This window comes from Thermoplasmata archaeon (assembly GCA_035632695.1).
GTDB lineage: Archaea > Thermoplasmatota > Thermoplasmata > RBG-16-68-12 > RBG-16-68-12 > RBG-16-68-12.
Genome location: DASQGG010000019.1, coordinates 40882 through 66989 on the forward strand (window position 1 = coordinate 40882; position 26108 = coordinate 66989).

The window sequence follows — 26108 nt, forward strand, 5'->3', positions numbered from 1 at the left end:
ATCTGAGACGCCGGTCAAGGACCACTGCACAGAAGCGGCGGTCCGTGCGGGGAATGTCTACGCCCCGCGCCATGGCCCCGCCAAAGGCTAAATAACCCCCGCGCGAATGGTGCACGGGCTTAGGAGAGATGCGATGCGGTTCTCAGGAATCCTTCTCCCGCTAGTCGTGGCGACCGTCGTGGCCCTCGCCGCGTTCGCCGCTCCGGCTTCCGCCGCAGCGCCGGCCCCCGTGCCGACGTGGAAGGTGGGGCAATCCGTGGGCTACGGGACGAGCCTGGACCTCGGCAGCCTCGCGGACTCGTACCTCCTGAACGCGATCCGCAAGGACCCCGGGGCCTACAACATCACGACGATCAACCAGCTGAACGTGACGGGGACCGTGGACTCCTGGGAGGTCGACACGGTCACGAACGTCACGTCGACATACTACACGCTGGGTTCGCAGTCCGCGAGCGGCGTCAAGCTCCACGTCGCGGTCAACGTGACGCTGAACAACGTCCCCGTGGCCGGTACGTATCAAGGGACGATCGTCGCCGGCGCGTGCGCGCCACCCACGATCCCCAAGGGAAGCGGCACGGTCGGCGTGAACCTCGACGCCACGAGCCTCGCGGTGACCTGGGGCGCACGCCGCCTGCAGGTCTCGAACCTGGCCTATGTGAACGAGACGCAGAACGCAGTGGTCAACGCCAGCGTCGCCTTCCAGGGAACCCATCTCCCGCGGACGGACCTCAACCAGTCCTCCTGTACGTATACGGTGTCCTATGACAACCCCACGTTCACCCTGACCGTGAACACGCTGGATCAGGTGCGGGAGACGTACACCCCGACCCTGGACTACTTCAACTTCCCAATCTCGGACAACAAGACTTGGTGGGCGAACACCACGGCGACCCTCGGGGCCACGTTCACCGGGACGATCAACGAGCAGGGCCTGAGCACCCGGGACGCACACTCCTTCTTCGACAACCTCACGAAGACGTTGGAGACCGCAGGGCTCACGCCGATGGGCCTGGATTCGTTCCCCATCGATCTCGCCAAGGTGTCCATCCTGGCAGGCCCGAGCTATATCGTGAACAATGGGGTCGTCACGGACTACCCGGTCCCGTCGAACACGCACCAGCGCGCGATCGCGGCCGTGAAGACCCTCTCGGACGACAACCAGTACCCGGTCTACCTGATCACGAGCGCCTCCTACACGTGCCCGTACACGGGCACGAACCTCACCCTGCCCCTGACCTACGCCGCGGTCTACGCACCGGACTTCCCCTCCGCGGGCGCGGGCATGATCGTGGGTTACGACGTCCTCGTGTGCGCGGGAACCGTGAGCGTACCGGCCTTTGAACTGACGAACACGAAACCTGCGGACGCCCAGAAGAAGATCGGGCAGACGGAGACGAACTACCAGATCGTCCCGCCCCCGCAGGGCAATGCCCTCGCGAACTTCTTCCTGGAGTCCCCGTACTGGGGCATCCTCCTGGTCGTCGTCGTGATCGCAGCCGTCGCAGCGGCCCTCCTCGTGCGCCGGCGCCGGCGGCCCACCCCGGCTCCCCCGCCCCCGCCGCCTTCCGGCGGACCGGGGACCCCATGAGGCCCGAATCCGTCCGTCCGCGCGCCCCAAAGGCATAAAGTCAGGCCCCACCTTCGGCCGTCCGTGGCGCGACACGTCGACGTGCTCGTCATCGGAGGCGGGCCGGGAGGCTACCCGGCCGCCATCCGGGCGGCGCAGCTGGGGAAGAAGGTCCTCCTGGTCGAGCGGCACAAGCTCGGCGGAGAGTGCCTGAACTACGGGTGCATCCCGAGCAAGGCCCTGATTCACGCCTCCAACGTGGTGAAGGCGATCGAGCGGGCCAAGGAATGGGGGATCGATGCGGGTCCGGCCAAGGTGGACATGGCGCGCCTCCAGGCATGGAAGCAGTCCGTGGTCGACAAGCTCGTGAGCGGGGTCGCGACCCTGGAGAAAGGGAACGGGGTCGAGGTGGCCTTCGCGGAGGCCTCCTTCCTCGACGCGAAGACCGTGCGGGCCCGCTACCCGGACGGCCGGACCGAGGACCTCGAGTTCGGGGACGCGATCATCGCGACGGGCGGGAGGCCGTCCGACCTGCCCGCGTTCCGGTTCGACGGCAAGCGCGTGATCAGCACGAAGGAGGCGCTCGAGCTTCCCGCGGTCCCCAGGACCCTGCTCGTCATCGGCGGCGGGGTCTCCGGCCTGGAGATCGGCACGTTCTACGCGAAGCTCGGGAGCAAGGTGGTCGTGATCGAGCTCCTGGAGCAGCTCCTCCCGGGCATGGACCCGGAGATCGTGCGGGTCGTCGAGCGACACCTGCGGAAGCTCGGCGTCGAGTACCATGCGAAGTCCCAGGCCAAGGCGTGGCGGGAGGAGGGCGGCCAGGCCGTCATCGAGGCGGACACGCCGGACGGGCCGCTCACGGTCCGTGCCGACGTCATCCTGGTCACCGTGGGCCGGCGTCCGAACACGGACGGGCTGAACGCGGACAAGGCGGGGGTCAAGACGAACCCCAGAGGCTACGTCACCGTGGACAGCCAGCTCCGCACCTCGAACCGCCACGTGTTTGCGATCGGCGACGTCGTCGGCCAACCGTTCCTGGCGCACAAGGCGACCATGGAGGGGCTGACCGCTGCGGAAGTCATCGGCGGGCAGCCCGTGGAGGTCGACTATCGGGCGATGCCCTCGGCGATCTTCACGGAGCCCGAGATCGCGACCGTGGGCCTGCTCGAGCCCCAGGCTGCCGCGGAAGGGCGGGCGGTCAAGGTGGCCAAGGTCCCCTTCGGCGCGATCGGCCGCGCGCTCACGCAGGGTGAGTCGGACGGCTTCGTGAAGCTCGTTTCGGACCCGGACTCCAAGGTCCTCCTGGGCGCGGCGATCGTAGGGCCGGAGGCGAGCAACCTGATCAGCGAGCTCGCCCTCGGGATCGAGATGGGCGCGACGGTCGAGGACATCGCCCTCACGGTCCATCCCCACCCCACGCTGCCCGAAGGGATCATGGAGACCGCGGAGGCCGCCCTCGGGCAGGCGATCCACGTGCTCAATCGGTGACCCGAGGCCCAGGGATGCTCGAGACGACCGAGGGGACCGAGACGGAACCGGTCGTGGTCCGGGACGCGTGGCTCCTCGATCTCGGGCGCATGGAGTACGGCCGGACCTGGGCGATCCAGAAGGCCCTCGTGACCCGGCGCGCGGAGGACGCGGTTTCGGATGGCCTCATCCTCGTGGAACACGATCCCGTGGTGACCCTGGGCCGGCGCGGGACCGACGCGGACGTCCTCACCGAGGGGCTGCCCGTATTCCGGGTCGAGCGCGGGGGCGAGGCGACGTTCCACGGCCCGGGGCAGCTCGTAGGCTATCCCATCCTGAAGCTCCCGGACCGCCTCGACGTGAAACGCCTGGTCACGAATCTCGAGGACGTCCTCATCGGGACGTGCACGGACTTCGGGATCGACGCCCGGCACGAGGGCCCGGAGCGCGGCGTCTGGGTCAGGACCCGGAAGATCGCCTCCATCGGCCTCGCGGTCCAGAGGGGCGTCACGTTCCACGGCTTCGCACTGAACGTGACCACGGACCTCTCCTACTTCCTGAAGATCCGGCCCTGCGGCCATGCGGGAACGATCATGACCTCCATGGCGAAGGAGCTCGGACGGAACGTGGACGTGGAAGACGTCCGCGCGTCCGTGATCCAGCACTTTCAGAGCGTGTTCGGGTTCACCCTGCGCCTCGTCACGATGGCGGAGTTGCTTCCCGAGGGCGCGCCGACTCCGCCTGGCCCCGGAAGGCCTTGAGCTGGCGGATCGCCTCGGGGATGAGCTGGAAGAGGTCGCCCACAATCCCGTAGTCGGCGATCTCGAAGATCGCGGCCTTGGGATCGTTGTTGATCGCGACGATCTTCGCGGCCTCCTGCATCCCGGCCAGGTGCTGGACCGCGCCGCTGATGCCCACCGCGATATAGAGGCTCGGCCGGACCGTCTTCCCCGTCTGTCCGACCTGGAGGGCCTTGGGCACCCAGCCCAGGTCGACGGGCTTGCGCGACGAGGCGACGGCGCCTCCGAGGAGGGAAGCGAGCTCCTCGAGCAGGGCGAAGTTCTTGGGATCGCCGAGGCCGAAGCCGCCGGACACGAGGATCTTCGCGTCGTCAATCTTGCGCGTCTCGTGAGTCTCCGTGGGTTTGAAGCCCACGATCTTTGTGTCGAAATCGGCGGGCTCGAAGACCACGGTCTCCCGGACGACCTCCCCGGTCCGGGAGCGGTCCCGCGGCGGCATCGGGAACACGTTCCAGCGGGCGGAGGCCATCTGGGGCCGGTGCTCCTCGCAGTGGATGTGGGCCAGGCTCTTCCCGCCGAACGCGGGGCGGATCATGTCCAGGAAGCCCTCCTCGGTCACGTCGAAGCGCACGCAGTCCGCCGCGAGGCCCGTGTCGATCGCGGCATGGAGCCGCCCGCCGAGGTCCCTCCCGTTCTTGGACGCGCCGAACAGGATGACCTCGGGGTTGTACTTCCAGCGCAGGGTCGCCATGACCCTCGTGAACGGGCGGGAGGTGTAGAACTCGAGCCGCGGGTCTTCCACGAGCAGGATACGGTCGCACCCGCACTCGATCGCCTGGCGCGCGAGCGGCTCGACATTCCAGCCCGGCAGGATGCCCGTGAGGTCCGCGCCCCGCTTGTCCGCGATGCGCCGCGCCTCGCCGATGAGCTGCACGCTCACGTCGCGGAGGGCCCCGTTGCGGGCTTCCAGGAACACCCACACGCCCCGGTGCTCCGCCATGGGCGGCGGAGAGGGATGCGCGTGGGTCACGGGATCACCCGGTCCCGTCGCAGGGCCTCGAGGAGCAGGGAGACCGCGATCGTGGGCTCCTCCTGGAAGATCTGGCCCTGCCGGCTCGGGAGCTGGACCGTGTCGACCTTGGCGACGATCGTGGGCGAGCCTTTGAGGCCGATCTGGGACGGTTCGAGTCCGAGGTCCGCCGCGCTCCAGTGCTGGACGAGCCCGCCGCGCTTCACACGGACCTTGCCCGTCAACGTGGGCTGGCGCGGCTTGTTGCATCCGAAGTCCACGGTGACGACGCACGGCATCGGGGCCTCCCAGGTCTCGGCCCCGTCTTCGATCATCCGGACCCCGCGCACGCGGCGGTCCACGATCTCGACGCCGGAGCAGTACGTGATCTGAGGGATGTCCATGTGCCCCGCGATCCCGGGGCCGACGTGGCCCGTGGACGCGTCCGTGGTCTCCTCGCCGCACAGGATGAGGTCCACGCCGCCGATCTTCTCGATGGCTCGCTCCAGGGTGAGCGCCGTCGGCACCGTGTCCGAACCGCCGAGGTTGCGGTCCGTGACCAGGAACCCGCGGTCCGCGCCCATCGCGATGGCCCGCTCGAGGCTCTCATCGAACGACGTGGGCCCCATGGAGAGGACGATGATCTCGCCGCCGTGCTGCTCCCGGAGCAGGAGGGCCATCTCGAGGGCGTTCTGGTCGGGCGGGTTGATCTCGCTCGGCACGCCGACCCGCTTGAGCGTCTTCGTGACGGGGTCGACTTGGAGCTCCTGGGCCTTCGGCACCTGCTTCAGGCACACCACGATCCGCAGCCCCTGCTTCGCGGCGGTGTCCGTCACATGGATCGCGCTCCCTTGACGAGGTCCATGAGGAGAGCGAGCTTGGACACCCCGGAGGCGTTGGCTTCCTGCAGGACCGTTTCCAGCAAGCGCTCGCGCGGCGCGCCGTCCACGCGGTACATCCGCTCCGCGAGGTCGATGAGCAGACGCGGGTACACGTCGAACAGGCGCTCGTTCTTCAGGTACAGCGGGGCGCGGGAGAAGGTCTCGAGGTCCGTGAGGACGCGGCGGTCCCGCAGCCGCCGTTCGTAGGCCGCCAGGTTGGCCGCGCTCATCCCGCCCGCGACCCGCGCCGCCTCCGCGGCCTCGCCCGCCGCGATCCCCGAGGCCATCGCGAGGTCCACGCCCCGGAACGTATAGCCGTTGTTGATCAGGAAGCCGGCGCTATCGCCGACGACGAGGACACCGTCCCCCACGAGCTGGGGCATCATGCGGCGCCCGAGTTCGGGCACCAGATGGGCGCTGTACTCCGCGAGCTTGCCGCCCTTCACCAGCTTCTGGACCGAGGGATGCATCCGGAACCTCGTCTGGACGTCCTGGACCTCGACCTTCTTGCGGGCCAGATCCTCGGACGAAACGACGAGGCCCAGGGAGAGGGACGACTTGTTCGTGTACAGGAAGCCGCCACCCCGGAGGCCGAGGGACGCGTAGCCCGCGTACACGAACGCGGCCCCTTCCTTCTCCCCCAGACCGAAGCGCTCCTGGATCGTCTCCGCGGGGAGCTCGATCGTCTCCTTGACGCCCACGCTGACCTCGCGGGGCTCCAGGTCCGCCTTGAGCCCCGCCTTGCGCACGAGGGTCGAGGTCGCGCCCTCCGCGATCACCACGAGGTCCGCGGACACCCGGTCGTTCGGCGCCACGAAGACGCCCCGGACGCGGCCGTCCGCCCGCCACAGGTCATCCACGCGGATCCCCGTGACGAGCATGGCCCCGGCCTCCTCCGCCTTCTTTGCGAGCCACGCGTCGAACCTGGGCCGCAGGGCGGTGAAGCTGGCCGCCTTGCCTTCCCCGAGCTTGGGCGAGTCGAACCGGATTCCGAGGGAGGCGCCCTCCGTCAGGAAGGCGAGGTTCTCCTGGGTCACGAGTCGCTCGACGGGACAGTCCTTGGCCCAGTCCGGGACGAGGTCGAAGAGCGGCCAGGCGTAGATGCGCCCGCCGAACATGTTCTTGGAACCCGGCGCGCGGCCGCGCTCCACGAGCAGGACGGAGAACTTCTTCCGGGCCAGGGTGAGCGCCGCGGCGGAGCCGGCGGGGCCCGCGCCCACGACGATTGCGTCAAAACGCTCCGCCATGGTCCGAGACCCGAAGCGGAAAAGCGGGGCGAGTAAAAGCCTTTGTGTGGGCCTCAACGGGTCGGCATGGGCTGGAGCTGAAATTCGCACCGGTCCTTGCCCTGCGCGCGGCACGCGGCCTCCTCGCAAAGGATCTCCGTGCCGAACAAGCGGCTGGCGATGCCCGCAATCCAGCCCGCGAGCAGATGGCAAACGGGCTTCTTGGACGGCCCGTACATCTCCGCGCTCGCGCTGTTCTCGAGCGTGATGACCCCGCGCCGCCGCTCCACATCGAGGGAGCCCACCTCGAACCGTCCCCATCCCGCGAGCGCCAGGATGTCGGCCATCCGTTTCGCCGTCTCGAACGGGGTCTCCTCGAGAGGGAAGCCGCGGAGCAGATCGGGGATCTCATGTACGCCTTCCTTGCCGCTCTTCTCCCCCGCGAGGTAGAGGATGCCCTTCGTGGAGGCGCCCACGGTCTGCTCCATCTGCCGCTGCAGGTTCACAAGGAGTGCAGGCCGGATGAGCACGTGTCGATCGCCGAACCACTCCAGCCGGCCTCCGGAGGAATCGAGTCGGAGACTTCGTGCCAGGAGGGCACGGGCCTCTTCGGGACGCAGCGTGGCGAGCTCCTTCTCGCCATCCGGCGGGTCGCCTCCCGAGTCGGGTGGGGCCATGGACGATCCTCGCGCCGCGGGGCGCGGACCGTCTACCCCGGCCGTCCCGACTAGTACGTTTCTCCATGAGTCCGGCCACTGATAACGTGCGAGGACGGTGCGTCCGTGCTCGTGGCCAACCCTTTAGTACCCTCGTTCGCTTCCGACGATGGAGCCCATGCCGGAGCCCCCGAAACCCGACGCGTCGAAGGCCCTAACCGCGGACGACCGCGTGGGCCTGGACAAGTTCGAGTTCGACGAGGAGCCCTTCATCACGGTGGACACCCAGGTGTGCCGCACGTGCGTCGAGAAGCCCTGCCTGTACGTGTGCCCGACCCAGGTGTACCGGAAGGAGAAGGGGGAGCTCGTGTACAACACGGAGGGCTGCATCGAGCTCGGCGCCTGCGTGATCGTGTGCCGGCACATCGGCAGGGGCGCCATCCGCTGGTCGTATCCCCGCGGGTCGTACGGGGTCGGATTCCGCTTCGGCTGATCGGATCGCCCCCGGAACCGCGAGAGCTATTAAGGCCCGCGTGCTTGCGTGCATCCGATGTTGACGGCGGGGAAGCCGGAGTGGTTGCGCGTCCGTCCACCGGGAGGACCGAGCTACGCGCACCTCAAAGACCTCCTCCGGGACCTGAACCTCCACACCGTGTGCGAGGAGGCCCGCTGCCCCAACGTGGGGGAGTGCTGGGGCGGGGGCACGGCCACGATCATGCTGCTCGGCGACGTCTGCACCCGAGGTTGCCGCTTCTGCGCGGTCACGTCGGGCAACCCCCACGGCCTCGTGGACCTCGCGGAGCCTCGCCGGGTGGCCGCGGCGATCGCGGAGCTGGGACTCGGCTACGTGGTCCTGACGTCCGTGGACCGCGACGACTTGCCCGACGGCGGCGCGGCGCAGTTCGCGGAGACGATCCGGGAGATCAAGGAACGGGACTCGGACATCCTGGTCGAAGCGCTGATCCCGGACTTCCAGGGGGACCTGGAGGCCGTCCGGACCGTGGTCGACGCGGGTCCGGACGTCCTCGACCACAACCTGGAGACCGTCCGGCGCCTGCAAGGCGTGGCCCGGGACCGACGGGCGAACTACGAGCAGAGCCTGTCCGTCCTCCGCGGGGCGAAAGGGATGCGGGACGGCCTGATCACGAAGTCCTCCCTCATGCTCGGGCTCGGGGAGACCCGGGACGAGCTCCTGGAGGCGATGCGCGACCTCCGCGCGAACCGCGTGGACCTCCTGACCTTGGGCCAGTACCTGCGGCCGAGCGCGTGGCATCTTCCCGTGCAGGAGTACGTCTCCCCGGAATCGTTCGACGAACTCCGGGCCGCCGGGGAGGCCCTCGGGTTCACGTACGTCGCGGCGGGACCGCTCGTCCGGTCGTCGTACCGCGCGGGCGAGTTCTTCCTCGAGAGGGTGCTCCGGGAGCGGCGCGGACGCACGGGGGCGTGAGCCATGGCCCAGGAGGAGCTGCTGCGGATTGTCGACCTGGACGGGACGTACGACTCGAAGCGGGAGCCGAAACTCCCGGCGGAGACCCTGATCCGAGGCTATCGAAACCTCCTCCTGATCCGTGTGCTCGACGGCCGCATGCTGTCCCTCCAGCGGCAAGGACGGATCGGCTTCTACGTCCCGAGCACGGGCGAGGAGGCGTGCCAAGTGGGGAGCGCCCTCGCGCTGAACCGGGAGGACTGGGTCTTCCCCGCGTACCGCGAGCCCGGGTGCGCCCTGACGCGGGGGCTCGACCTCAAGCTCATGATTGCCCAGGAGTACGGGAACAGCCTCGACGTGAACAAGGGTCGGCAGATGCCCAACCACTTCGGGTGGCGGTCCATCAACTACGTCTCCGCCTCGAGCCCCGTGGGCACGCAGATCCCCCATGCGGTCGGCACGGCGTGGGCCGCGCAGATCCGGGGCGACAAGCTGGTCACCCTCGTCTACTTCGGCGACGGGGCGACGAGCGGGAGCGACTTCCACGTCGGGATGAACTTCGCGGGCGTGTTCAAGACGCCCACCGTGTTCTTCTGCAAGAACAACCAGTACGCGATCTCCTTGCCCATGGCCCGACAGACCGCGGTGAAGTCCCTCGCGCAGAAGGCCCTCGCGTACGGGTTCGAGGGCGTCCGCGTGGACGGGAACGACCTCCTCGCTGTGTACGCGGCCACGAAGGCCGCGGCGGACAAGGCGCGCGCGGGCGGTGGCCCGACGATGATCGAGGCGGTCACGTACCGGTTGGGGCCGCACTCCTCGAGCGACGATCCCACGCGGTACCGCTCCAAGGAGGAGGTCTCCGAGTGGCAGCGCCAGGATCCCGTGGAGCGCATGCGGAAGTACCTCGAGCTTAAGGGGCTGTGGACGGAGGAGCGGGAGGCGTCCCTGAAGAAGGAGCTCGATGACCTCATCACGGCCACGATCAAGGAGGTCGAGCGGGCGCCGCCCCCCGCGCTCGAGAGCCTCTTCGCCGACGTGTTCGAGGAGCTCACGCCCGCGCTGAAGGACCAGATGGAGGAGTACCTGAAGAGCGGCGAGCGGCGGCGTCCGGAGATCCTAGACAAGTTCCCCCTCTGACCGCGTGCCGTTGCGGCGGCCCGAGTCTCGATATTGATTATCCGAGGACAAGGGTTATGGCGGGGTCCCCGTGTTCCCACGCGAATGGCCCCCGACGCGTGCCCTTCCTGCGGGAAGCCCATGACGAAGGGGTTTCTGGTCGCGGAGAGCTTCGTCGAGGGCGCCAAGTGGATGACCGAGAAGAGCCGCCTGGCCCGCGGCGGCGAAGTCCTCGTCAAGCCGGACGGATGGGGCAACGTGTACATGGACGCCGTGCGCTGCACGGGATGTCGCCGGGTCATCGTGCAGTACTGAGGCGCGGGCCTAGCGGGCCCGCTTCGCCAGCCGCGTCGTCGCCGCAGCGATCGCGGATCCCATCTCGCTCGTCTTCGCGGACCCGCCGAGGTCGTACGTAAGGCGTCCCCCATCCCGGAGGACGTCTTCCACGGCCTTCTCGACGACCACCGCGGACTCCTGAAGCGCCTTGTCGTTCCTGCGGCGGCCGAGCCACTCGAGCATCATCTGGGTCGCGAGGATCATGGCGGTCGGGTTCACGACGTCCTTGCCCGCGTACTTAGGCGCGCTCCCGTGGATGGGCTCGAACATGGCGTGCGCGTCGCCCACGTTCCCGCCCGCCGCCATCCCCATTCCGCCTTGGAGGACCGCGGCCAGGTCCGTGGCGATGTCCCCGAACACGTTCGACGTGACCGCCACGTCGTAGGACTCCGGGGTGCGCACGAGCCACTGGAGGAAGGCGTCGATGTACGCGTAGTCCCGCTCGATCTTCGGGTAACCCCCCGCCACTTCGTCGTAGATCGCGCGGAACAGCTTGCAGCCCGCGGTCACGTTGGACTTGTCCACGCAGGTCACGCGGTGCTTCCCGTCCGCGGGGGCCCCCGTCCGCGTCGTGGCCAGCTCGAAGGCGAACCGGATCACGCGCTCCGCGCCCTTGCGGGTGATCACACGGCTGTCGATGGCGAGCTCCTTGACGCCACCGCGGTCCAAGAAGCCGCGCGTCGGCGTGTACAGGCCCTCCGTGTTCTCCCGGACGATCACGAGGTCCACCTTGCCGGGCTCCCACACCTGCTTGAACCCGTTGTGGACCTTGTGCCGCACGTTCGGGTACAGCTTCGTCGGGCGCACGTTCGCGTACAGGTCGAGGCCGAAGCGCAACCCGAACAGCACGTTGATCCCGGCGATCTCCCCGTTGGGGAGGTTCGCGTTCGGGAGGCCGACCGCGCCGAGCAGGATTGCATCCGCGGCCTTGCACGATTCGAAGGCGCCGTCGGGCCACTCCTCCCCCGTGTCCAGATAGTGCTGCCCGCCCGCGGGATACGGGACCAGGTCGAAGGACACGCCGTACGCGTCCTCCACGGCCCGGAGGACCTTCACGCCCTCGCGCATGACCTCGGGTCCCGTGCCGTCTCCCGCCAGAAGGACCAGCCGGTACGCCATGTGGCCGTGCGGAAGCGCAGAGCCCAGATAAGGGTTCGCGCGGGGACCGGGAGAGACCACGACCGTCCCGAGGAAATCAACCTTGTTTAAGGTTGACTTGCTGGGGCGTGTAGAACGGCTCGCGTGGGGTCTGCCACCCGCTCACGCGCTCTTCGCGGCCAGATCGGCGCGGAGCTTGGGCACGAGGCCGCCTGCATTCAGAATCTCCAGGATGTTTGGCGGCATCGGCTGGAACGGGATTCGCTCCCCCGCCGGCAGGACGACGTGGCCCGAGGCGAGGTCCACGGTGATCGTGTCCCCGTCCTTCACGCGGTTATGAAGGCCCGGGCACTCGACGACCGGGAAGCCGATGTTGATCGAGTTCCGGTAGAAGATCCGCGCGAACGTGTTCGCCACGATGCAGGAGATGCCTGCGGCCTTCAGGGCGATGGGCGCCTGTTCCCGGCTCGAGCCGCATCCGAAGTTCGTGGCGGCCACGACGAGGTCGCCCGGCTTGACCTTCTTCACGAACTGCGGGTCCACGTTCTCCATGGCATGTTCCGCCAGGACCTTCGGGTCCGTCGACGTGAGGTACCGACCCGCGATGATGTGGTCCGTGGAGATGTCATCCCCGAACTTCCACACGCGGCCGGAGAACTTCGTCTGCATGCCTAGATCCCTCGTGGATCCGTGATCTGCCCGTAGACGGCCGAGGCGGCCACCGTGTAGGGCGAGGCCAGGTACACCTGGGCCTCCGGACTGCCCATCCGCCCCGGATAGTTCCGGTTTGTCGACGAGATGCAGACCTCTTTGGGCCCCAGGACGCCCATGTGGCCGCCGAAGCAGGGTCCGCACGTCGACGACGTGAACGTCGCGCCCGCGTCGAGGAATACGTCCGCGAGGCGTTCCTTAATCGCCTGGCGGTAGATCGCTTGGGACGCGGGCGTCACGATCATCCGTACGCGGGTCGCGACCTTCTCGCCCCGCATGATCTCCGCCGCGGCGCGCAGGTCCTCGATCCGTGCGTTCGTGCACGAACCCAGGAAGGCCATGTCGATCTTCGCACCCGCGACCTCCTCGACGGGCTTCACGTTCGCGGGGTTGTTCGGGCACGCGACCTGCGGGCCCATCCCGTCCACGTCGAGGTCGTACACCTTCAGGTAGGCCGCGTCCGGGTCCGCGTCGAGCGCCCGGTAGGCGCCCTTCGCCCCCGCCGCCTCCAGGTACCGCTTCGTTGTCGCGTCCGAGGGCACCATCCCGGCCTTCGCGCCCATCTCCGTGGTCATGTTCGACAAGGTGAAGCGCTCGTTCATGGGAAGCGCCTTGATCGTGCCGCCGTGGAACTCGACGCTCTTGTACGCGGCGCCGTCGTCCCCGGTCGTCTGGATGACCTTCAGGATCACATCCTTGGCGCCCGTGCGGTTCCCGAGCTTCCCGCCCACGCGGACGTCGAGCGTCTCGGGGACCTTGAGCCAGAGCTTGCCCGTCGCGAGGACCGCGGCGGTCTCCGTCGCGCCGATCCCCGCGGCGAAGGCTCCCATGGCCCCCGCCATGTTCGTGTGCGAATCGCAGCCGATGACGAGCTCGCCGGGATGGACGTACCCCCGCTCCACGACGAGCTGATGGATGATCCCGTGGTCCCCGACGTCGTGGAAGCGCGCGATCCCCTGGGCCCAGCAGAACTCCCGGATCGCCTGGTGCATCTTGGCGACCTCGGCCGTCGGCGGCGGCACCCAGTGGTCGATCGTGACGACGCACTTCGAGGGGTCCCAGACCTTTTTCACGCCGATCTCGTCCCAGGGCTTCAGGGCGAGGGCGAGCATCTCGTGCATGTAGAGCAGGTCCACGTAGCCGTCCACGATCTGCCCCGGCGTCACCGCGGCCTCGTGGCTCGCCCGGGCGAGGATCTTCTCGGCCATGGTCTGGGCGGGCATGTCCACCGTCCTACTCCCCCAAGCCGAGGCGGCTCTTAAACATCGGCCATGCGAACGCGGACCGACGCCTCGTTCGCCCAAGGCGTCGTCGCTTCCCTCCCGTCATGAGGGCCCCGGACGCCAGGGCGGCTCGTCCGCTGCGGCGCGGGTTTAAGTCCGGCCGGAGCATTGGGCGGCGGAAGGGAGCGAGCGATGGCCCTCATTGCGAAGCGCGGTACCGTCCCGCCGACGCCGCATACGGAGTTCTACGCGGTCCCAGGCGTTCTGGCCCTCGAGGAGATCCACGGCAGCTACGGCTTCAGCGGACCCTGGTCCCGGAAGATCCACGTGCGGGCGTACCCCACGGACCAGGTGCGGCCGCCGCGGCGTGGGGACTTCGACCTGTCGCCCGGCTTCCCGCCCGAGGCCGACCTGCTCCAGCCCCATCACATCCGGACGGGCCGGATGCCCTACGAGCGGGACGCCATCCGCGGTCGCAAGGCAATCGTCGCGGGGCCCCGGACGTCCCTCGCGATCTCGAAGCCTAAGGAGGACATGCTCACGGACACGTTCTTTCGGAACGGGGAGCGGCACGAGGTCTATTTCGTCCAGGAGGGCGAGGGGCGCGTCCGCACGGAGTACGGCGATCTGCGCTTCCGCAAGGACGTGTACGTGTCCCTCCCGAAGGGGACCACCTATCGCGTCGAGCTGGACACCGACAAGGCGTGGTTCCTGATCGTGGAGTCCGTCTATCCGATCACGTTCGCGCCGCAGTACTTCAACAAGGCCGGCCAAGCGACCCTGATGTCCCCCGTGGTGGAGACGGAGGTCGAACTCCCCGAGCTTCCGCCGTTCCGGGACGAGAAGGGCGAGTTCGCCGTGGACGCGAAGTTCGGCGGCGGGAAGATCACGCGGCTCACCCTGGGCCACCATCCCTTCGACCTCGTGGGCTGGGAGGGCGCCCTCTACCCGTTCGTCTTCGACATCCGCAGCCACCACGGGATCGCGCGGGAGATCCACACCGCGCCGCCCATGCACCAGACGTTCCAGTCCGGGAACGTCCCGAACAACGGCTTCTCCCTGTGCTCGTTCGTCCCCGTGATGCAGGGGTGGCACCCGCGCGAGGTGCCCGCGCCGTACGCGCACTTCAACGTGGACAGCGACGAGCTCATGTTCTTCTGCAACATGGCCTACGAGGCGCGCAAGGGCGTCATCGAGGAGGGATCCTTCACGTTCCACCCCGGCGCCACGCCGCACAGTCCCCAGGGCAAGGCCGCGGAGAAGTCGCTCGCGGACCGGGGCAAGGTGTCCCCGCGGCTCGCGGTCATGCTGGACACGTACTTCGAGACCATGCGGATCACCACGGACGGCTGGGCGTTCCGCGACCCCGAGTACGTCCTGAGCTGGTCGGAGAACCGCACGACGGCCCAGCCTGCGGCGCCCGGGTGGGAGTCCCCGAGCGCGTGAGCGGAGCGCCACGATGGAGCCTTCCCTCGGCGAACGGTTGACGGCGACCTCGCCGACGTTCTCCCGGGACCGCCTGCGGACGATCCTGGAGAAGGCGAAGCCGTTCCATCCCAAGGGCCACTACCTCGAACCCGCGGACCCGCACGGCAACCACCTCGGCGGCTACTTCCTCCTGGATCCCGTGACCGCGGACCGGGGCTTCGTGGAGTGGATCGCGGAGGACATCGTCGCCTGGATTGTCCGGAACCGCATCGAGTTCGACGTGCTGTTCGCGCCCGCGAACCCGGCGCTCCGGGTCCTCGTGCAGACCGTGTCGCGCGCGATGGGACGGCCCGCGGCGTACTGGGAGTACCTTCCCAGCGGCCGCTTCGGGGAACGCCTCGTGGAGGGCCGGGTGGATCGACGCGCGCGGGCGCTGGTGCTCAACGGGGTGAGCCACACGGGGCGGTGCGTGGGCCAGCGACTCCCCGAGTTCGTGGAGCAGCTCGGAGGCACGCGGGCCGCCGCGGCCGTGTTCGTCAAGGGGAGCGTGCCGAAGGTCGCGGAGATCGAACGGACCCTGGGCCGGCGCTTCTACAGCGCGCTCCGGGTCGACGTTCCCGTGTTCGCGGCGGCCGAATGCCCGCTGTGCCGGACCGCAGGACCGCCCGTGCCGTGGACCGCCTTGCTCCGGAGCGGGAAGCCGTGAAGCTCGTCACCTTCTCGAAAGGGCGCGAGGCACCTCGACTGGGCGCCGCCCTGGGCCCCTGGGATGCGTGGGAAGCCGTCGTGGACCTGCACGGGATCGATCGAAGGTTACCGACGGAGGCCCTGGACCTCGTCGACGCCGCGGGCACGCTCTCGGGAGGCGTGTGGAGGCGTGCGCAGACTGCGGTCCGAGGTGCCCAGAAGGCCTTGGTCCGCGCTCGGCCCTCGTACGCGCACGATCCGGGCCGCGTCCGCCTCCATCCCCCGCTCCGGCCCCGCCTCCTGAGGGACTTCATCGCGTTCCGCGGGCACATCGCACGGACGCGGGCGTCCCGCGGGGAGAAGGTGCCTGAGGAATGGGATCGCGTGCCCGCGTACTACAACGGCAACCACCTCAACCTCGTCGGACCCGGAGACGTCGTGCCGTTCCCGCACACAGCGAGCTTCGGCGCGGGCGTATGGAAGCGGCCTCTTTCCCAGAAGCTCGACTACGAGCTCGAGATCGGCTATGTGGTCGCCGCAACCACGGCGGCGCCCCACCTGTTCGGAGTCACGATCTTCAACGACTTCTCCATGCGCGATCTGCAGGGCCTCGCCGGGCGCGTGGGCATGGGCCCCGCAGCGGGCAAGGACTGGGCGAACGCGCTGGGACCCTGCCTCGTCACGCGGGACGAGTTCGGTCCCCTTAAGGACAAGCGCGTGGCCGTGCGGGTGAACGGCGTCCAGCGGCTTGCAGGAAGGCTCCGGGACCTGGTGACTCGCAATCCCCTCCTCGAACCCGGCCAGCGGACCGCGTGGTCGTTCCAGGAACTCGCCACGTTCCTCGCGGCGACCCAGACGGTCCACGCGGGCGAGGTCTGGGGGAGCGGGACGATTCCGGGCGGCTGCGAGTTCGAGAAGGGGGACGCCGCAGCGTACCTCATGCCTGGGGACGCCGTCGAACTCGAGGTCGAGGGAATCGGAGTCTTGGCGAACGCGATCGCGGCGGTCTCCTGACAAACCGCGCTTGAACTCTCCCCTCGAACGAACCAAATCCTCATGAGCCGGGCGACTGTTGCGACACCAAGGATGCTCGGGAAGAAGATCGTCGTCATCGGATTTCGAGGAGACAGTGAATTCGATGACGAACACCTCGAAGGGACCGCCGTTCGTGAGACGAAGTCGAAGACGTGGGAGGGGAGCGCCGCATTTGTGGTCCGCATGGACCCGTCGAGTCAGGAGAAGCTCAAACGACATACCGGCGATCCGACGGAGCTCTTGGTGGACCTCGATGGCGTACCCCGGGATGCGTTCCCGGGAATGCCTGGCTACAAGGGCGGGGCCTTTGTTCGGCTATGGGGGCGTGGCTCGCGAGCCGACGTCGGGTTCTCGCGATACCTTGGTCGCGGAGAAGCCCTGGAATCCCGAGGCCAAGAGCCGGGGTCGATGCCACCGCATGGGCTCCGCACCGAAGCGGAAACCGTGGTCCGACTCGCGAGAAAAGACTTCGGAATTCGGCTGGATCTCACCCTGCGAGGACTGCTCAAAGGCGCCACAGTCGTAGCCCGGGCGAAGGTTCCCGAGGAGGGGGGCGACTTCGATGTGGATCGTCGGCGTTTTCTGTGGGGAGCGTTCTTCGGCGAATGCCTCCGTTCTGCGTACGGGGGAGAGTGGCAGAGCACAGGCGGCCGAATCAGGGTCCTAATCCCAAGGAGGGAAGGGATTCCCGTGCAAGTAATCCCGTCTCCGCTCTTCGACCGGGTGAAAGCGGCCGGGAATGCTTCCCCGGCCCGGGAGCTGGTCAAAAGGCTCCGCGCAGCCCGGCGGTCTCGTGAGCGGGACCTTCCTCCAATCCAGTAGGAGGCTGCTCGCGACCAAGAACGGGTCGGTGAAGCGACACCCTGGATGCCGTGCGAATTCCGGTCATGCGAAATCCCGCCACGCAAGGGTTATGGACATCGTCCGGCAATGCGCCGACCGGGGATCCGATGGCTGTTCCCGAATTCTTGAGGCTGAAGCCGGACCACAAGACCGTGCTCACCCGCGACATGACCGTGTTCCAGAATCTGCGCGACTTTCTCGTCAGCGACGGCTATCGCGTGGTGTACGAAACGCCCCGCGTTGGCGAGGAGAAGACGGGCATGGCGACCTCCGCGTTCCACCACCCGTACACGAACGAGCGGATCGCCATGGTCTTCGGGATCGACGCGCCCGACGAGGTGTCCCAGGGCCAGGCGCCGTTCAAGTTCGGATTCGACGGGAAGCCCCAGAAGGACGCGAAGACGTACATCCAGCACCTTGCCCTGCGGACCACGGACATCGTCAAGTTCCGCGACTACCTGGAGAAGAAAGGCGCGGAGTTCCTCACGCCGATCTTCCAGGACAAGGACTCCTTCGGGCCGCTGCTCCAGTGCTTTTCCCGCGAGCTCCTGGACGACGAATGGTTCTTCTTCGAGTTCCTCCAGCGCGACTACGACGCGGACAAGATCGGCACGAAGTCCGGGGTGCAGTTCGTGGACAAGACGGTCCGCTCCCTCTACGTGACGAAGCAGGACGAATTCCGGGAGTGGATGAAGACCCACAGGAAGCGCACCTTTCTCGGGAATCTGCCGAAGGCAAGGGCCCGCGAGGTGTTCCACGAGATCATCGACAACGTGGACCCCAAGGGGTACCCGCTCACCGTCTGGGCCATCGCGAAGGCGTACAACCAGTGACCGCGGCGGTCACGCCGCGTCCAGCGCGATCGCTTCGCGGAGCAGCGCCCTCAACCGCGGTCGCCTGACCTCGCCCACCGCGTAGACCTTCACGTGGCGCAGATTCTTCCCGGTGCCCTCCAGGAGCGCCGTCGGATCGCGCAAGGACGTGCCACGATAGAATTCGAGGTTCGTGTGGTCCGAGTGGGCGGCGATCGCGCAGACGTAGCTCTTCCCTCGATACCACGGCACGCCGTATATCACCTTTTCCTGGAGATCCGGTCCCGTCTCAAGGACGAGGTCCCGAAGCGCCCGCGCGACCTCGCGCTGGGGCGGCTCGATCGCCGCGAGGAGCTTGTCCACATCCTCGCTGCGGCCCGAGGTGGATGGCATGGCGTCCCGGGCCAATGCTCCGCGGAACAAGTACGTTCGCGCTACGCGCCCTTTCGGCGCACCTTCTCCTGGGCTTCGCGGTACGCGTCGGTCCACAGGAGCTGCACGGCGTACTGGGCCTCGAGGAGGAACCGGTTGCGGTAGGGCTTCTCCTCGCCCTCCGTGAGGGCCCGTTTGATCGCATGGACCGCCGCCCGCGGCTCTTCCGCGAAGGATCGGGCCAGGGCGATCGCCTTGGTCATCGCCTCTCCTTTCTTCGTGACGTGCTCCACGAACCCGAGGGCCGCGGCCTCGCGGGCGTCCACATTGGCCGCCGACAGGAAGAGCTCCAGGGCCTTCGCACGCCCCACCATCCGCGGAAGGCGGGCCGTGCCGCCGTGGCTTGGCATCCACGCTCGGTCGATCTCCGGGAAGGCGAACGTCGCCGACTCCGAGGCGAACCGGAGGTCGCACGCCAGGGCGAGCTCCGCGCCCACGCTCTTGCACGAGCCCTCGACCGCGGCAATCGTGGGCTTCGAGAGATGCTCGAGGGCCCAGAAGGCTTCGAACCCCCGCTGGAGGGCGGTCTGCGCGTCCTTCGCGCTGAGCCCGGACCACTCCTCCAGGTCGGGACCCTCGCAGAACGTCCGGCCGCCCGCGCCCGCGACCACCACGGCGAGAGCCGCCGTGTCCTTCTCGAGTGCCGCCACATGGGCCGAGAGCTCGTGGATCATCGCCTGGGTGAGCCGGTTCTCCGGCGGGTGGTCGAGGAACAGGACCACGATGGGGCCCTCGCGCACGAGATCGATCCGCGGCGCTTCCGGCATGGCACTCCTCGTTTCGCCGAGGGCCGGGCGACGGATAACCGTTTCGCGTCTCGCGGCACCGGGTTCGTCCCAACGAACGAGGATTACGTTTAATTCCCCAAGCCGCGGTTCCCCAGGTGGAAGAAGGGGAGGACATGCAGGCAGAGGCCATGCTGCCGAAGCCCTGGCACAAGCACTGGCCCGAGGGCGTGCCGAAGACGATCGAGTACCCGGACATCGCGGTCCACGAGCTGCTTCGCCGCACCGCGAGGGCGCATCCCGACTGGCCTGCGGTGCGCTTTTACGGGAAGGCCCTGTCGTACCGACAGCTGGACGACGACGCGGATCGGTTCGCCGCGGGCCTGCGCATCCTCGGCGTAAAACCGGGGGACCGCGTCTCCCTGCTCCTGCCGAACACGCCCCACTTCTTCGTCGCGCTGTTCGGAATCCTCCGAGCCGGCGCCATTGTCGTGCAGACGAACCCCCTGTACACGCCGCGGGAGCTGGAGGCCCTCTACAACGACGCGGGCGTCGAGACGGTCGTCGCGATGGACCTCTTCTGGCCCAACCTGATCCGTGCGAAACCCAACACGCCCGTGAAGCGCGTCATCGTCTGCGACGTCGCGGAGTTCCTTCCGACGCCGCTGCGGCAGCTCTACCCGATTCGCAAGCGAGGCGACCTGAAGAAGCAGGGACACTGGCCGCTCCGCATCCCGGCGGAGCCCTGGGTCCACCGGTTCCGGGAACTCCTCGCGACCCCGGGCCAGCCCGGCACGGAGCCGCCCGTGAACCCGCGCGAGGACGTGGCCGTGCTCCAGTACACGGGGGGCACGACGGGCACCCCCAAAGGGGCCATGCTCACCCACCGCAACCTCGTGGCCAACGCGCTCCAGACGTCCTCGTGGCTCCCCACCCGGGGACCCACCCAGGAGCGGTTCCTTGGGGTGATCCCCCTGTTCCACGTCTACGGACTCACGACCGCGCTCACGGGCCCCGTCACCCTCGGAGCCGAGGTCATCCTCCATCCGAACCCGAGGGAGATCAAGGCCATCCTCAAGCTGATCAACAAGACCCGGCCCACGATCTTCCCCGGCGTCCCGACGTTGTACATCGCGCTTCTCCGTTTCCCGAAGCTCTCCAACTACGACCTGCACTCGATCAGGGCGTGCATCTCGGGGTCCGCGCCCCTGCCCAACGAGGTGCGGCACGAGTTCGAGCGCGTCACCGGGGGCAAGCTCGTCGAAGGGTTCGGGCTCACGGAGGCATCGCCCGTGACCCACTCGAATCCGCTCGAGGGGCTGATCAAGGAGTGCATCGGGATTCCGTTCCCGGACACGGACTCCAAGATCGTGGACATGGAGGACGCGTCGAAGGACCTGCCCCAGGGCGAGGTCGGCGAGCTCGCGATCCACGGGCCTCAGGTGATGAAGGGGTACTGGCACAAGCCCGAGGAGACCGCGAACGTCCTCCACGACGGCTGGCTCCTGACGGGGGACATCGGGAAGATGGACACGGACGGGTACTTCTACATCGTGGACCGGAAGAAGGACATGATCCTCTGCTCCGGGTACAACGTGTACCCACGCGAGGTCGAGGAGGTCCTGTACATGCACCCGGCCGTCCAGGAGGCCGCGGCGATCGGCGTTCCCGACCCGTACCGGGGCGAGAGCGTCAAGGCGTTCGTCGTGCTCAAGCCCGGCACGGCGGCGACCGCGGAGGAGATCATCGCGTTCTGCAAGGGCAAGCTCGCGCCGTTCAAGGTGCCCAAGCAGGTCGCGTTCGAAAAGGAGCTCCCGAAGACCATGGTCGGCAAGGTCCTGCGCCGGGAGCTCAAGGAGCGCGAGGCCGCGAAGGCGGGCGCCAAGGCTGCCTAGGTACGCGGCTCAGCGAACCTTCGCGAACGCCACGCGGGCCTCCGGGGCCTCGAGGAAGCGCGCCACGTCCTCCGCCTCGCGCTGCGCGCGATCACGCACCGCGGCTTCGAGCGGCACGTAGGGCGTAACCCGGACACGGAGCCGCTTCCCTTGGCGCTCGTAGGACCACTCGCCCGCGATCCGGCCGTCCACCAGGACCGCCGGGTACACCCAGCCCGCGGCGCGGTAGATGCGTTTGTAGTGGGCTGCGTCGACGAGATGGTCTCTGCCCTTGTGGCCCATGAGGAACGAGTCGAAGTACGGGAGGAGACGCACCGTGGGCCGACCCAGCCGGGCGCGTTTCAGGGCCGGCAGATCGCGGCGGAGGATCCACATGGCCTGCCCGCCGACCGCCACGGGCTCCAGCTCGTTCGCAAGACGCGACCAGATCTGCCGGGCGCGCCCTACGGTCAGGATGCTCCACATGGCGAAATCGTGGACGGTCGCGGGACCGAAGCCCCCCAGGTACCGGCGGAGGAACGCATCCTCGGCGTCCTCCGCGGGCATGTCGCGGAACGACGGCAGCCAGGCGTCCGGCCGGACGAAGGTGCTGCCCTGCCCGTTGTCCGGCCCGAAGCACGCGAGGACGCGATAGGAAGCCATGAACGCGAGATCGGGGACGGTGAACACGAGGCGCCCGACGCGGAAGCCCGAGGCGTCCGAGGGGCTGCCCCAGCCGCGGGACCCTTTCTTCTCGATGGGGACCCCGAGCGCGTCGCGGACGTGGGCCGCGATCTCGTTCCGGGTCCGCGGTCGGTCCATCGAGGCGCACGCCGCCTCCATGAGCCGCACGTCCGACCCCGGCGGAGCGCCCGACCGGGCCATCCAGGCCGCGACGCGGGCCAGCTGACGGGTACTCGATCCCCGGGCGAAGACCGCGAGCTCGTCCGAGGGGACCAAGTGGACGGTCCCCCGCATGCACCAGACCCGGGCCAGGGTGCGCTCTTCCCACAGGGCGCGCTCGATGTCGTCCAGTGTGAGGTTCCGCACGCGGACCCGGAGGGCGAGCTGGGCGGCCGCCATGACCTAGGCCTGGATGCCGCAGGCGTCGCCCACAGCTCGGGCGAGCTGGGTCTTCGGTACGGAGTGGTCGAGGTGGTGGCGAGCCATGCGAAACGCATGGACCTGCTCCCAGGTGACGCGCGTGGCGTCGCCGGGGTCCTCGTCTCGGCCCATCGGACGGTACGAGCCTGCCGGGCTAGAAATAGGTTCGCGGGAGTCGGGAGAAAGGGCGTGACCCCCGAAGCCTTATGACGCCCGACGGGCTTGTCCGCGGGAGTTCAAAGGGGAGCGGAGATGGGCAAGATCGAGAGACCGAGTCTCGAGAGCCTGATCATGGACTTCGCGATGGCTCTGACGCGCCGCGCCACATGCAAGCGATTCCAGGTTGGATGCGTGATCACCTCGCAGGACATGACCCAAATCTACGGGTTTGGGTACAACGGGACGGCGAGGGGTCTCTCCCACGAGGACTGCCGGGTGGACCAGGCGGGCGGGTGCGGCTGCGTTCATAGCGAGGTGAATGCCCTCATCAAGGTTCGTGTCAACGACCCCCATAAGGTCGTCTTTGTCACGGCGCAGCCCTGCATCACGTGCGCCAAGGCGATCGTGAACTCAGGAGTCTCCAAGGTGTACTACCGAGCCACGTACCGTTCGGATGAGGGCCTCGACGTCCTGCGACAGGTGGGCATCGAGGTTGAACGCGTCTGAGCTCCCGGTATCGGCTCAGAAGTACTTCTGGGGACGATCCTCGAGCCCGAGGAACTCCTTCACCGCACTCACGAACTCGGACCGCTTCTCCACATGGGGCCAGTGGCCACAGTCGTCGAGGACCACCAAGCGCGACCCTGCGATCCCGCGGTGGACTTCCTCCGCGCGCTCCAGGGGCACGCGCACGTCGTCCCGCCCATGGACGATGAGCGTCGGCACCCGGATTTCCTCGAGCCGCTGGCGGACGTCGTAGGTGTTCGCGCCCACAGTAACCACCCACTTCAGCCGCTCCGGTGAGAACCGCATCCGCGGGAGCAACTCGTCCATCGCGTGGGCGAAGATCTCGGGACGGCGTACGGAGCGTGCGACCTCGTCCCGCATCCGCTCCCGCATCGCCTCCTCCGTGGCGGGAAAGCCTCGATCCGTGCGGAGCGGACTCGGGTCGGACCACCAGGCAGCCGTGGACAGCAGGACGAGATGGGACACACGATCGGGGTACCGCAGGGCGTACGTGAGCGCGACGGCCCCGCCGCCGGAGTGCCCGAGGACCACGCTCCGCGGCAGGCCGACCGCATCGGCCACCGCCGCGGCATCCCGCACCGTGGCGTCTCGGGAAAACTCGTCCTCAGACCGCACGGGATCGGAGCCGCCCACACCGCGCGGGTCGAACGTGACCAGGGCCATGTAGAACCCCAGGGAGGAGAAGCCCCGCGTCTGCACGTAGGAGTCGAGTCCCCACGGCACGGGCATGACGAGAGCGAACGGTCCCTTGCCGCTCACGCGGTACAGGATGCGCGCGCCGTCGGGCGCGGTCGCGAAGGCCTCCTCGACCTCCAGCGCGCACATGGAGTCAGCCCGCGTCCGGCACGGCGCGCGGCGAGGGAGCGGGCCGCGCGACCGCCTCCGGTGTGGATGCGGGCGCAGGGCCCTCGTCCTTGGGCGGCAGGAGCAGGTTCCGAATTACGGGCGTGAACGGATCCACGAGGCCGCCCGCGAAGCCCTTCTCCTGGAGCGCGGGGACGTCGGTTTCCTGGACGCCTCCGCCCACGTGCACGGCGAGGTCGGAGCCTTCGAGGGCGCGCAAGAGGTCGGCGTCCGGGCCTGCCTCCGTGCCGAGCCGCCGCAGGTCCATCACGCACACGGCGGAATAGCCGACGGCCCGGAGCGCGCGCAGGACCTCCCGCACGTCCGTGCGCACTTCCCGCGGGTCCGCCCACAGGACCTTCCCGTCCCAGTCCAGGCAGGGCAGGACCGCGGGCGAGAGCGCGTACGCCTCCGTGAACGCGTCCAGGGAGGGCAGCGTCTTGGTGCTCACGACCACGCGCTCCACATCGAGCATGTAGCCGTCCATGATGTCGTCCGAGTCGCGGACGCCGAGGTCCAGCCACACGTCGCACCGCTTGACCAGGTGCCGCATCACGTCGAAGTTCGGGTTGGACCGCTCGATCCCCGTGAGGTCGAGCATGAACACGAGGGAGGCGTTGTACCGCGAGCCGCCGATCACATTCCAGTACTCCGGGAAGGACACGCGGTAGCCGTTGGGCACGAGCCGCTGCCCGTCCCAACGTACGCCGACGACCGCGGCGGAGCGGACCGGGAGCTGGTCCAGGAGGGGCACGTCCACAAGGGGTTCCGTGTAGATGGGGAGGATGGGGACGCTCGGCGCGGTCTTCAGGGGCTTGTCCGCAGCGGCGTGGCCCCGTTCCCGGATCTCCTTCTGGAACTGGGCCCGCTGGGCTTCCGTGTCGAAGATCACGGGCATGGCCTCGTACTTGCAGTCCTCGCAGATGTACGAGTACGCGTCGCTGTCGATCCCGGGGATCGGACCCATCACGAGGAGCTTGGGGTGCACCCGGCGGCTGCCGCACCGCGCGCACGCGGCGATCCCCTCGGGTCCCCACCGTCTCCGCGCCGCCATGCGAGGTGCCTCAGTCCACGCGGATGACCTTGACCCGCTTCCCGATCCAGTCGGGCGGGAGGTACACGCGGCCCGAGCTGCCGCTCTTCGCGACGACCTTCTCGAGCATCTCTTCGCCGAACACCTCGAACTTGGATTCTCTGCGCGTCCGCGCCATGGCGGCTCCCCCGTGAGGGCACGCCCCGCGCGGAGATAAACGTTTGCCGGGTTGGTTATCTTGTAGCTGCAACCCGAGTTCCGCGGCAGAAAGGTCATGTAGGCCCCCGGCCCATGCCCGAGCGGACCCCATGGCCCGCCCCAGGAGCCGGGCACCGCCCGGATCGTCGTTCGAACTGTACGCCCAGGCGATGCTCGACTTCTGGATGGGGAAGCACGTCCGCGTGGAGTTCGAGCGGGACGACGGGTACCGCAGCTTGTCCGCGATCCACGCGTACTTCAGCACGTTCAACGCGTGGCCTCGGATGGAGCGAGAGGCCATGAAGGAGGTCCGAGGACGCGTGCTCGATCTGGGCTGCGGCCCCGGGCGCCATGCGCTCTACCTCCAGACCAAGCGCCACCCGGTCGTCGGCCTCGACGCCTCGCCGACCCAGGTCGCCCTCGCCCGGATCCGGGGCGTTCAGGAGGTCTACCTCGGGAACGTGCACCGGATCCCCCGGGGGCTGGGCACGTTCGACACCGTGCTGCTCCTGGGCAACAACCTCGGCCTGCCCGGAGACGTGCCGCACATGCGCGCGTTCCTCCGCGGCCTGAAGCCCGTCATGCGGCGGAAGGGGCGCCTCGTGGGCCACGGCCGGATCCCGGGCACGTGGTCCGTGGACCATCTGCCCTACGTGAAGCGGAACATCGCGCGGGGCCGTCCCGCGGGGCAGCTCACCCTCCGCGTCCGCTACAAGGGCCGCATCGGGGACTGGTTCGACCTGCTCCTCCTGTCGCCGGAGGACCTCGCGCGGATCGCACACCAGAGCGGATGGGAACTCACGCGCGTGATCTGGGGCGGCGGCTACGCGCCCGGCGACTACATAGCGGTCGTCGAACCCCGCGGACGCATGGCTCGCTCGATTTAGGTCCGCCGAAATTTATAGAAATCCGGCGGGTAAGTTTCATCAGGGAGGGCCCCTTGGTTGACAT

General features: G+C 68.4%; 29 protein-coding genes. 15 read left to right on the plus strand and 14 right to left on the minus strand.

The genetic code is table 11. The annotated features are described in order from the left end of the window. The first annotated feature begins 133 nt into the window (after positions 1-133). The 3 genes from VEY12_01185 (at position 134) to lipB (ending at position 3795) form a co-directional block, all read left to right on the plus strand. Positions 134-1588, plus strand: coding sequence for a hypothetical protein (locus tag VEY12_01185; protein HYM38744.1), 1455 nt, complete (start codon positions 134-136; stop codon positions 1586-1588). A gap of 63 nt (positions 1589-1651) precedes the next feature. Next, positions 1652-3055, plus strand: a complete 1404-nt coding sequence (gene lpdA, locus VEY12_01190; protein HYM38745.1) for a dihydrolipoyl dehydrogenase — start codon at positions 1652-1654, stop codon at positions 3053-3055. A 14-nt stretch (positions 3056-3069) separates the two neighbouring features. Next, positions 3070-3795, plus strand: a complete 726-nt coding sequence (lipB, locus tag VEY12_01195) for a lipoyl(octanoyl) transferase LipB (protein ID HYM38746.1) — start codon at positions 3070-3072, stop codon at positions 3793-3795. Here the strand turns inward: lipB and VEY12_01200 are convergent. From VEY12_01200 to VEY12_01215, 4 genes are read right to left on the minus strand one after another with little or no spacing between them, the layout of a single operon-like run. Beyond that, complete coding sequence (locus VEY12_01200; GenBank protein HYM38747.1) at positions 3734-4774, minus strand: electron transfer flavoprotein subunit alpha/FixB family protein; 1041 nt, start codon at positions 4772-4774, stop codon at positions 3734-3736. The genes lipB and VEY12_01200 overlap by 62 nt on opposite strands. Before the next feature lie 26 nt (positions 4775-4800). Next, positions 4801-5619, minus strand: a complete 819-nt coding sequence (locus VEY12_01205) for an electron transfer flavoprotein subunit beta/FixA family protein (GenBank protein HYM38748.1) — start codon at positions 5617-5619, stop codon at positions 4801-4803. After that, positions 5616-6911, minus strand: coding sequence for an FAD-dependent oxidoreductase (locus VEY12_01210; GenBank protein HYM38749.1), 1296 nt, complete (start codon positions 6909-6911; stop codon positions 5616-5618). Before VEY12_01210 ends, VEY12_01205 begins: the two co-directional genes overlap by 4 nt. 53 nt (positions 6912-6964) lie before the next feature. Next, positions 6965-7567, minus strand: a complete 603-nt coding sequence (locus tag VEY12_01215) for a V4R domain-containing protein (protein HYM38750.1) — start codon at positions 7565-7567, stop codon at positions 6965-6967. Between the two features lie 157 nt (positions 7568-7724). Here VEY12_01215 and VEY12_01220 point away from each other — a divergent pair, with 157 nt between their 5' ends. The 4 genes from VEY12_01220 to VEY12_01235 all read left to right on the plus strand — a co-directional run bounded on the left by VEY12_01220 (position 7725) and on the right by VEY12_01235 (position 10403). Continuing rightward, positions 7725-8039, plus strand: coding sequence for a hypothetical protein (locus VEY12_01220; GenBank protein ID HYM38751.1), 315 nt, complete (start codon positions 7725-7727; stop codon positions 8037-8039). Between the two features lie 57 nt (positions 8040-8096). Then, entirely contained in the window at positions 8097-8993 is an 897-nt protein-coding gene (lipA, locus tag VEY12_01225; protein ID HYM38752.1) for a lipoyl synthase, read from the plus strand. A 3-nt stretch (positions 8994-8996) separates the two neighbouring features. Further along, positions 8997-10109: a pyruvate dehydrogenase (acetyl-transferring) E1 component subunit alpha gene (gene pdhA / locus VEY12_01230; protein HYM38753.1), complete on the plus strand. Its 1113-nt coding sequence runs from the start codon at positions 8997-8999 to the stop codon at positions 10107-10109. Between the two features lie 84 nt (positions 10110-10193). Continuing rightward, positions 10194-10403, plus strand: coding sequence for a PF20097 family protein (locus tag VEY12_01235; protein ID HYM38754.1), 210 nt, complete (start codon positions 10194-10196; stop codon positions 10401-10403). Positions 10404-10412: 9 nt separating this feature from the next. Here VEY12_01235 and VEY12_01240 read toward each other — a convergent pair whose 3' ends face one another. The 3 genes from VEY12_01240 to VEY12_01250 all read right to left on the minus strand — a co-directional run bounded on the left by VEY12_01240 (position 10413) and on the right by VEY12_01250 (position 13456). Further along, complete coding sequence (locus tag VEY12_01240; protein ID HYM38755.1) at positions 10413-11543, minus strand: isocitrate/isopropylmalate dehydrogenase family protein; 1131 nt, start codon at positions 11541-11543, stop codon at positions 10413-10415. 141 nt (positions 11544-11684) lie between these two features. Next, positions 11685-12191 (minus strand): 3-isopropylmalate dehydratase small subunit, encoded by a 507-nt coding sequence (locus VEY12_01245; GenBank protein ID HYM38756.1) that lies wholly within the window; start codon positions 12189-12191, stop codon positions 11685-11687. A 2-nt stretch (positions 12192-12193) separates the two neighbouring features. Next, complete coding sequence (locus VEY12_01250) at positions 12194-13456, minus strand: 3-isopropylmalate dehydratase large subunit (GenBank protein HYM38757.1); 1263 nt, start codon at positions 13454-13456, stop codon at positions 12194-12196. 192 nt (positions 13457-13648) lie between these two features. On the opposite strand from VEY12_01250, the gene VEY12_01255 reads away from it, so the two are divergent. The 5 genes from VEY12_01255 to VEY12_01275 all read left to right on the plus strand — a co-directional run bounded on the left by VEY12_01255 (position 13649) and on the right by VEY12_01275 (position 18282). Then, on the plus strand, positions 13649-14902 hold the full coding sequence (locus VEY12_01255) for a homogentisate 1,2-dioxygenase (protein ID HYM38758.1): 1254 nt from the start codon (positions 13649-13651) through the stop codon (positions 14900-14902). Between the two features lie 13 nt (positions 14903-14915). Further along, entirely contained in the window at positions 14916-15590 is a 675-nt protein-coding gene (locus tag VEY12_01260) for a hypothetical protein (protein HYM38759.1), read from the plus strand. Further along, a complete protein-coding gene (locus tag VEY12_01265) occupies positions 15587-16585 on the plus strand; it encodes a fumarylacetoacetate hydrolase family protein (GenBank protein ID HYM38760.1) in 999 nt (332 codons plus the stop codon). The genes VEY12_01260 and VEY12_01265 overlap by 4 nt, the downstream gene beginning before the upstream one ends. Before the next feature lie 72 nt (positions 16586-16657). Next, positions 16658-17428 (plus strand): hypothetical protein, encoded by a 771-nt coding sequence (locus tag VEY12_01270; GenBank protein HYM38761.1) that lies wholly within the window; start codon positions 16658-16660, stop codon positions 17426-17428. Positions 17429-17556: 128 nt separating this feature from the next. Beyond that, positions 17557-18282, plus strand: a complete 726-nt coding sequence (locus tag VEY12_01275; GenBank protein HYM38762.1) for a hypothetical protein — start codon at positions 17557-17559, stop codon at positions 18280-18282. Between the two features lie 9 nt (positions 18283-18291). On the opposite strand, the gene VEY12_01280 is transcribed toward VEY12_01275, so the two are convergent. After that, a complete protein-coding gene (locus tag VEY12_01280) occupies positions 18292-18654 on the minus strand; it encodes a DUF1801 domain-containing protein (GenBank protein HYM38763.1) in 363 nt (120 codons plus the stop codon). 41 nt (positions 18655-18695) lie between these two features. Then, on the minus strand, positions 18696-19460 hold the full coding sequence (locus VEY12_01285; protein HYM38764.1) for an enoyl-CoA hydratase/isomerase family protein: 765 nt from the start codon (positions 19458-19460) through the stop codon (positions 18696-18698). Positions 19461-19609: 149 nt separating this feature from the next. On the opposite strand from VEY12_01285, the gene VEY12_01290 reads away from it, so the two are divergent. Then, positions 19610-21313: a long-chain fatty acid--CoA ligase gene (locus VEY12_01290; GenBank protein ID HYM38765.1), complete on the plus strand. Its 1704-nt coding sequence runs from the start codon at positions 19610-19612 to the stop codon at positions 21311-21313. Positions 21314-21322: 9 nt separating this feature from the next. On the opposite strand, the gene VEY12_01295 is transcribed toward VEY12_01290, so the two are convergent. Both VEY12_01295 and VEY12_01300 read right to left on the minus strand, forming a co-directional pair. Next, a complete protein-coding gene (locus tag VEY12_01295) occupies positions 21323-22375 on the minus strand; it encodes a winged helix DNA-binding domain-containing protein (protein HYM38766.1) in 1053 nt (350 codons plus the stop codon). Positions 22376-22378: 3 nt separating this feature from the next. Then, positions 22379-22528: a hypothetical protein gene (locus tag VEY12_01300; GenBank protein ID HYM38767.1), complete on the minus strand. Its 150-nt coding sequence runs from the start codon at positions 22526-22528 to the stop codon at positions 22379-22381. Between the two features lie 120 nt (positions 22529-22648). Between VEY12_01300 and VEY12_01305 the strand changes: the two genes are divergently transcribed. Further along, positions 22649-23062 (plus strand): deaminase, encoded by a 414-nt coding sequence (locus VEY12_01305; GenBank protein HYM38768.1) that lies wholly within the window; start codon positions 22649-22651, stop codon positions 23060-23062. A gap of 15 nt (positions 23063-23077) precedes the next feature. On the opposite strand, the gene VEY12_01310 is transcribed toward VEY12_01305, so the two are convergent. From VEY12_01310 to VEY12_01320, 3 genes are read right to left on the minus strand one after another with little or no spacing between them, the layout of a single operon-like run. Then, positions 23078-23908 (minus strand): alpha/beta hydrolase, encoded by an 831-nt coding sequence (locus VEY12_01310; GenBank protein HYM38769.1) that lies wholly within the window; start codon positions 23906-23908, stop codon positions 23078-23080. Between the two features lie 4 nt (positions 23909-23912). Next, complete coding sequence (locus VEY12_01315) at positions 23913-24980, minus strand: HisA/HisF-related TIM barrel protein (protein HYM38770.1); 1068 nt, start codon at positions 24978-24980, stop codon at positions 23913-23915. A 10-nt stretch (positions 24981-24990) separates the two neighbouring features. After that, complete coding sequence (locus tag VEY12_01320; protein HYM38771.1) at positions 24991-25137, minus strand: DUF2080 family transposase-associated protein; 147 nt, start codon at positions 25135-25137, stop codon at positions 24991-24993. A 130-nt stretch (positions 25138-25267) separates the two neighbouring features. Between VEY12_01320 and VEY12_01325 the strand changes: the two genes are divergently transcribed. Next, positions 25268-26044, plus strand: coding sequence for a methyltransferase domain-containing protein (locus tag VEY12_01325; GenBank protein ID HYM38772.1), 777 nt, complete (start codon positions 25268-25270; stop codon positions 26042-26044). Positions 26045-26108 lie beyond the last annotated feature (64 nt).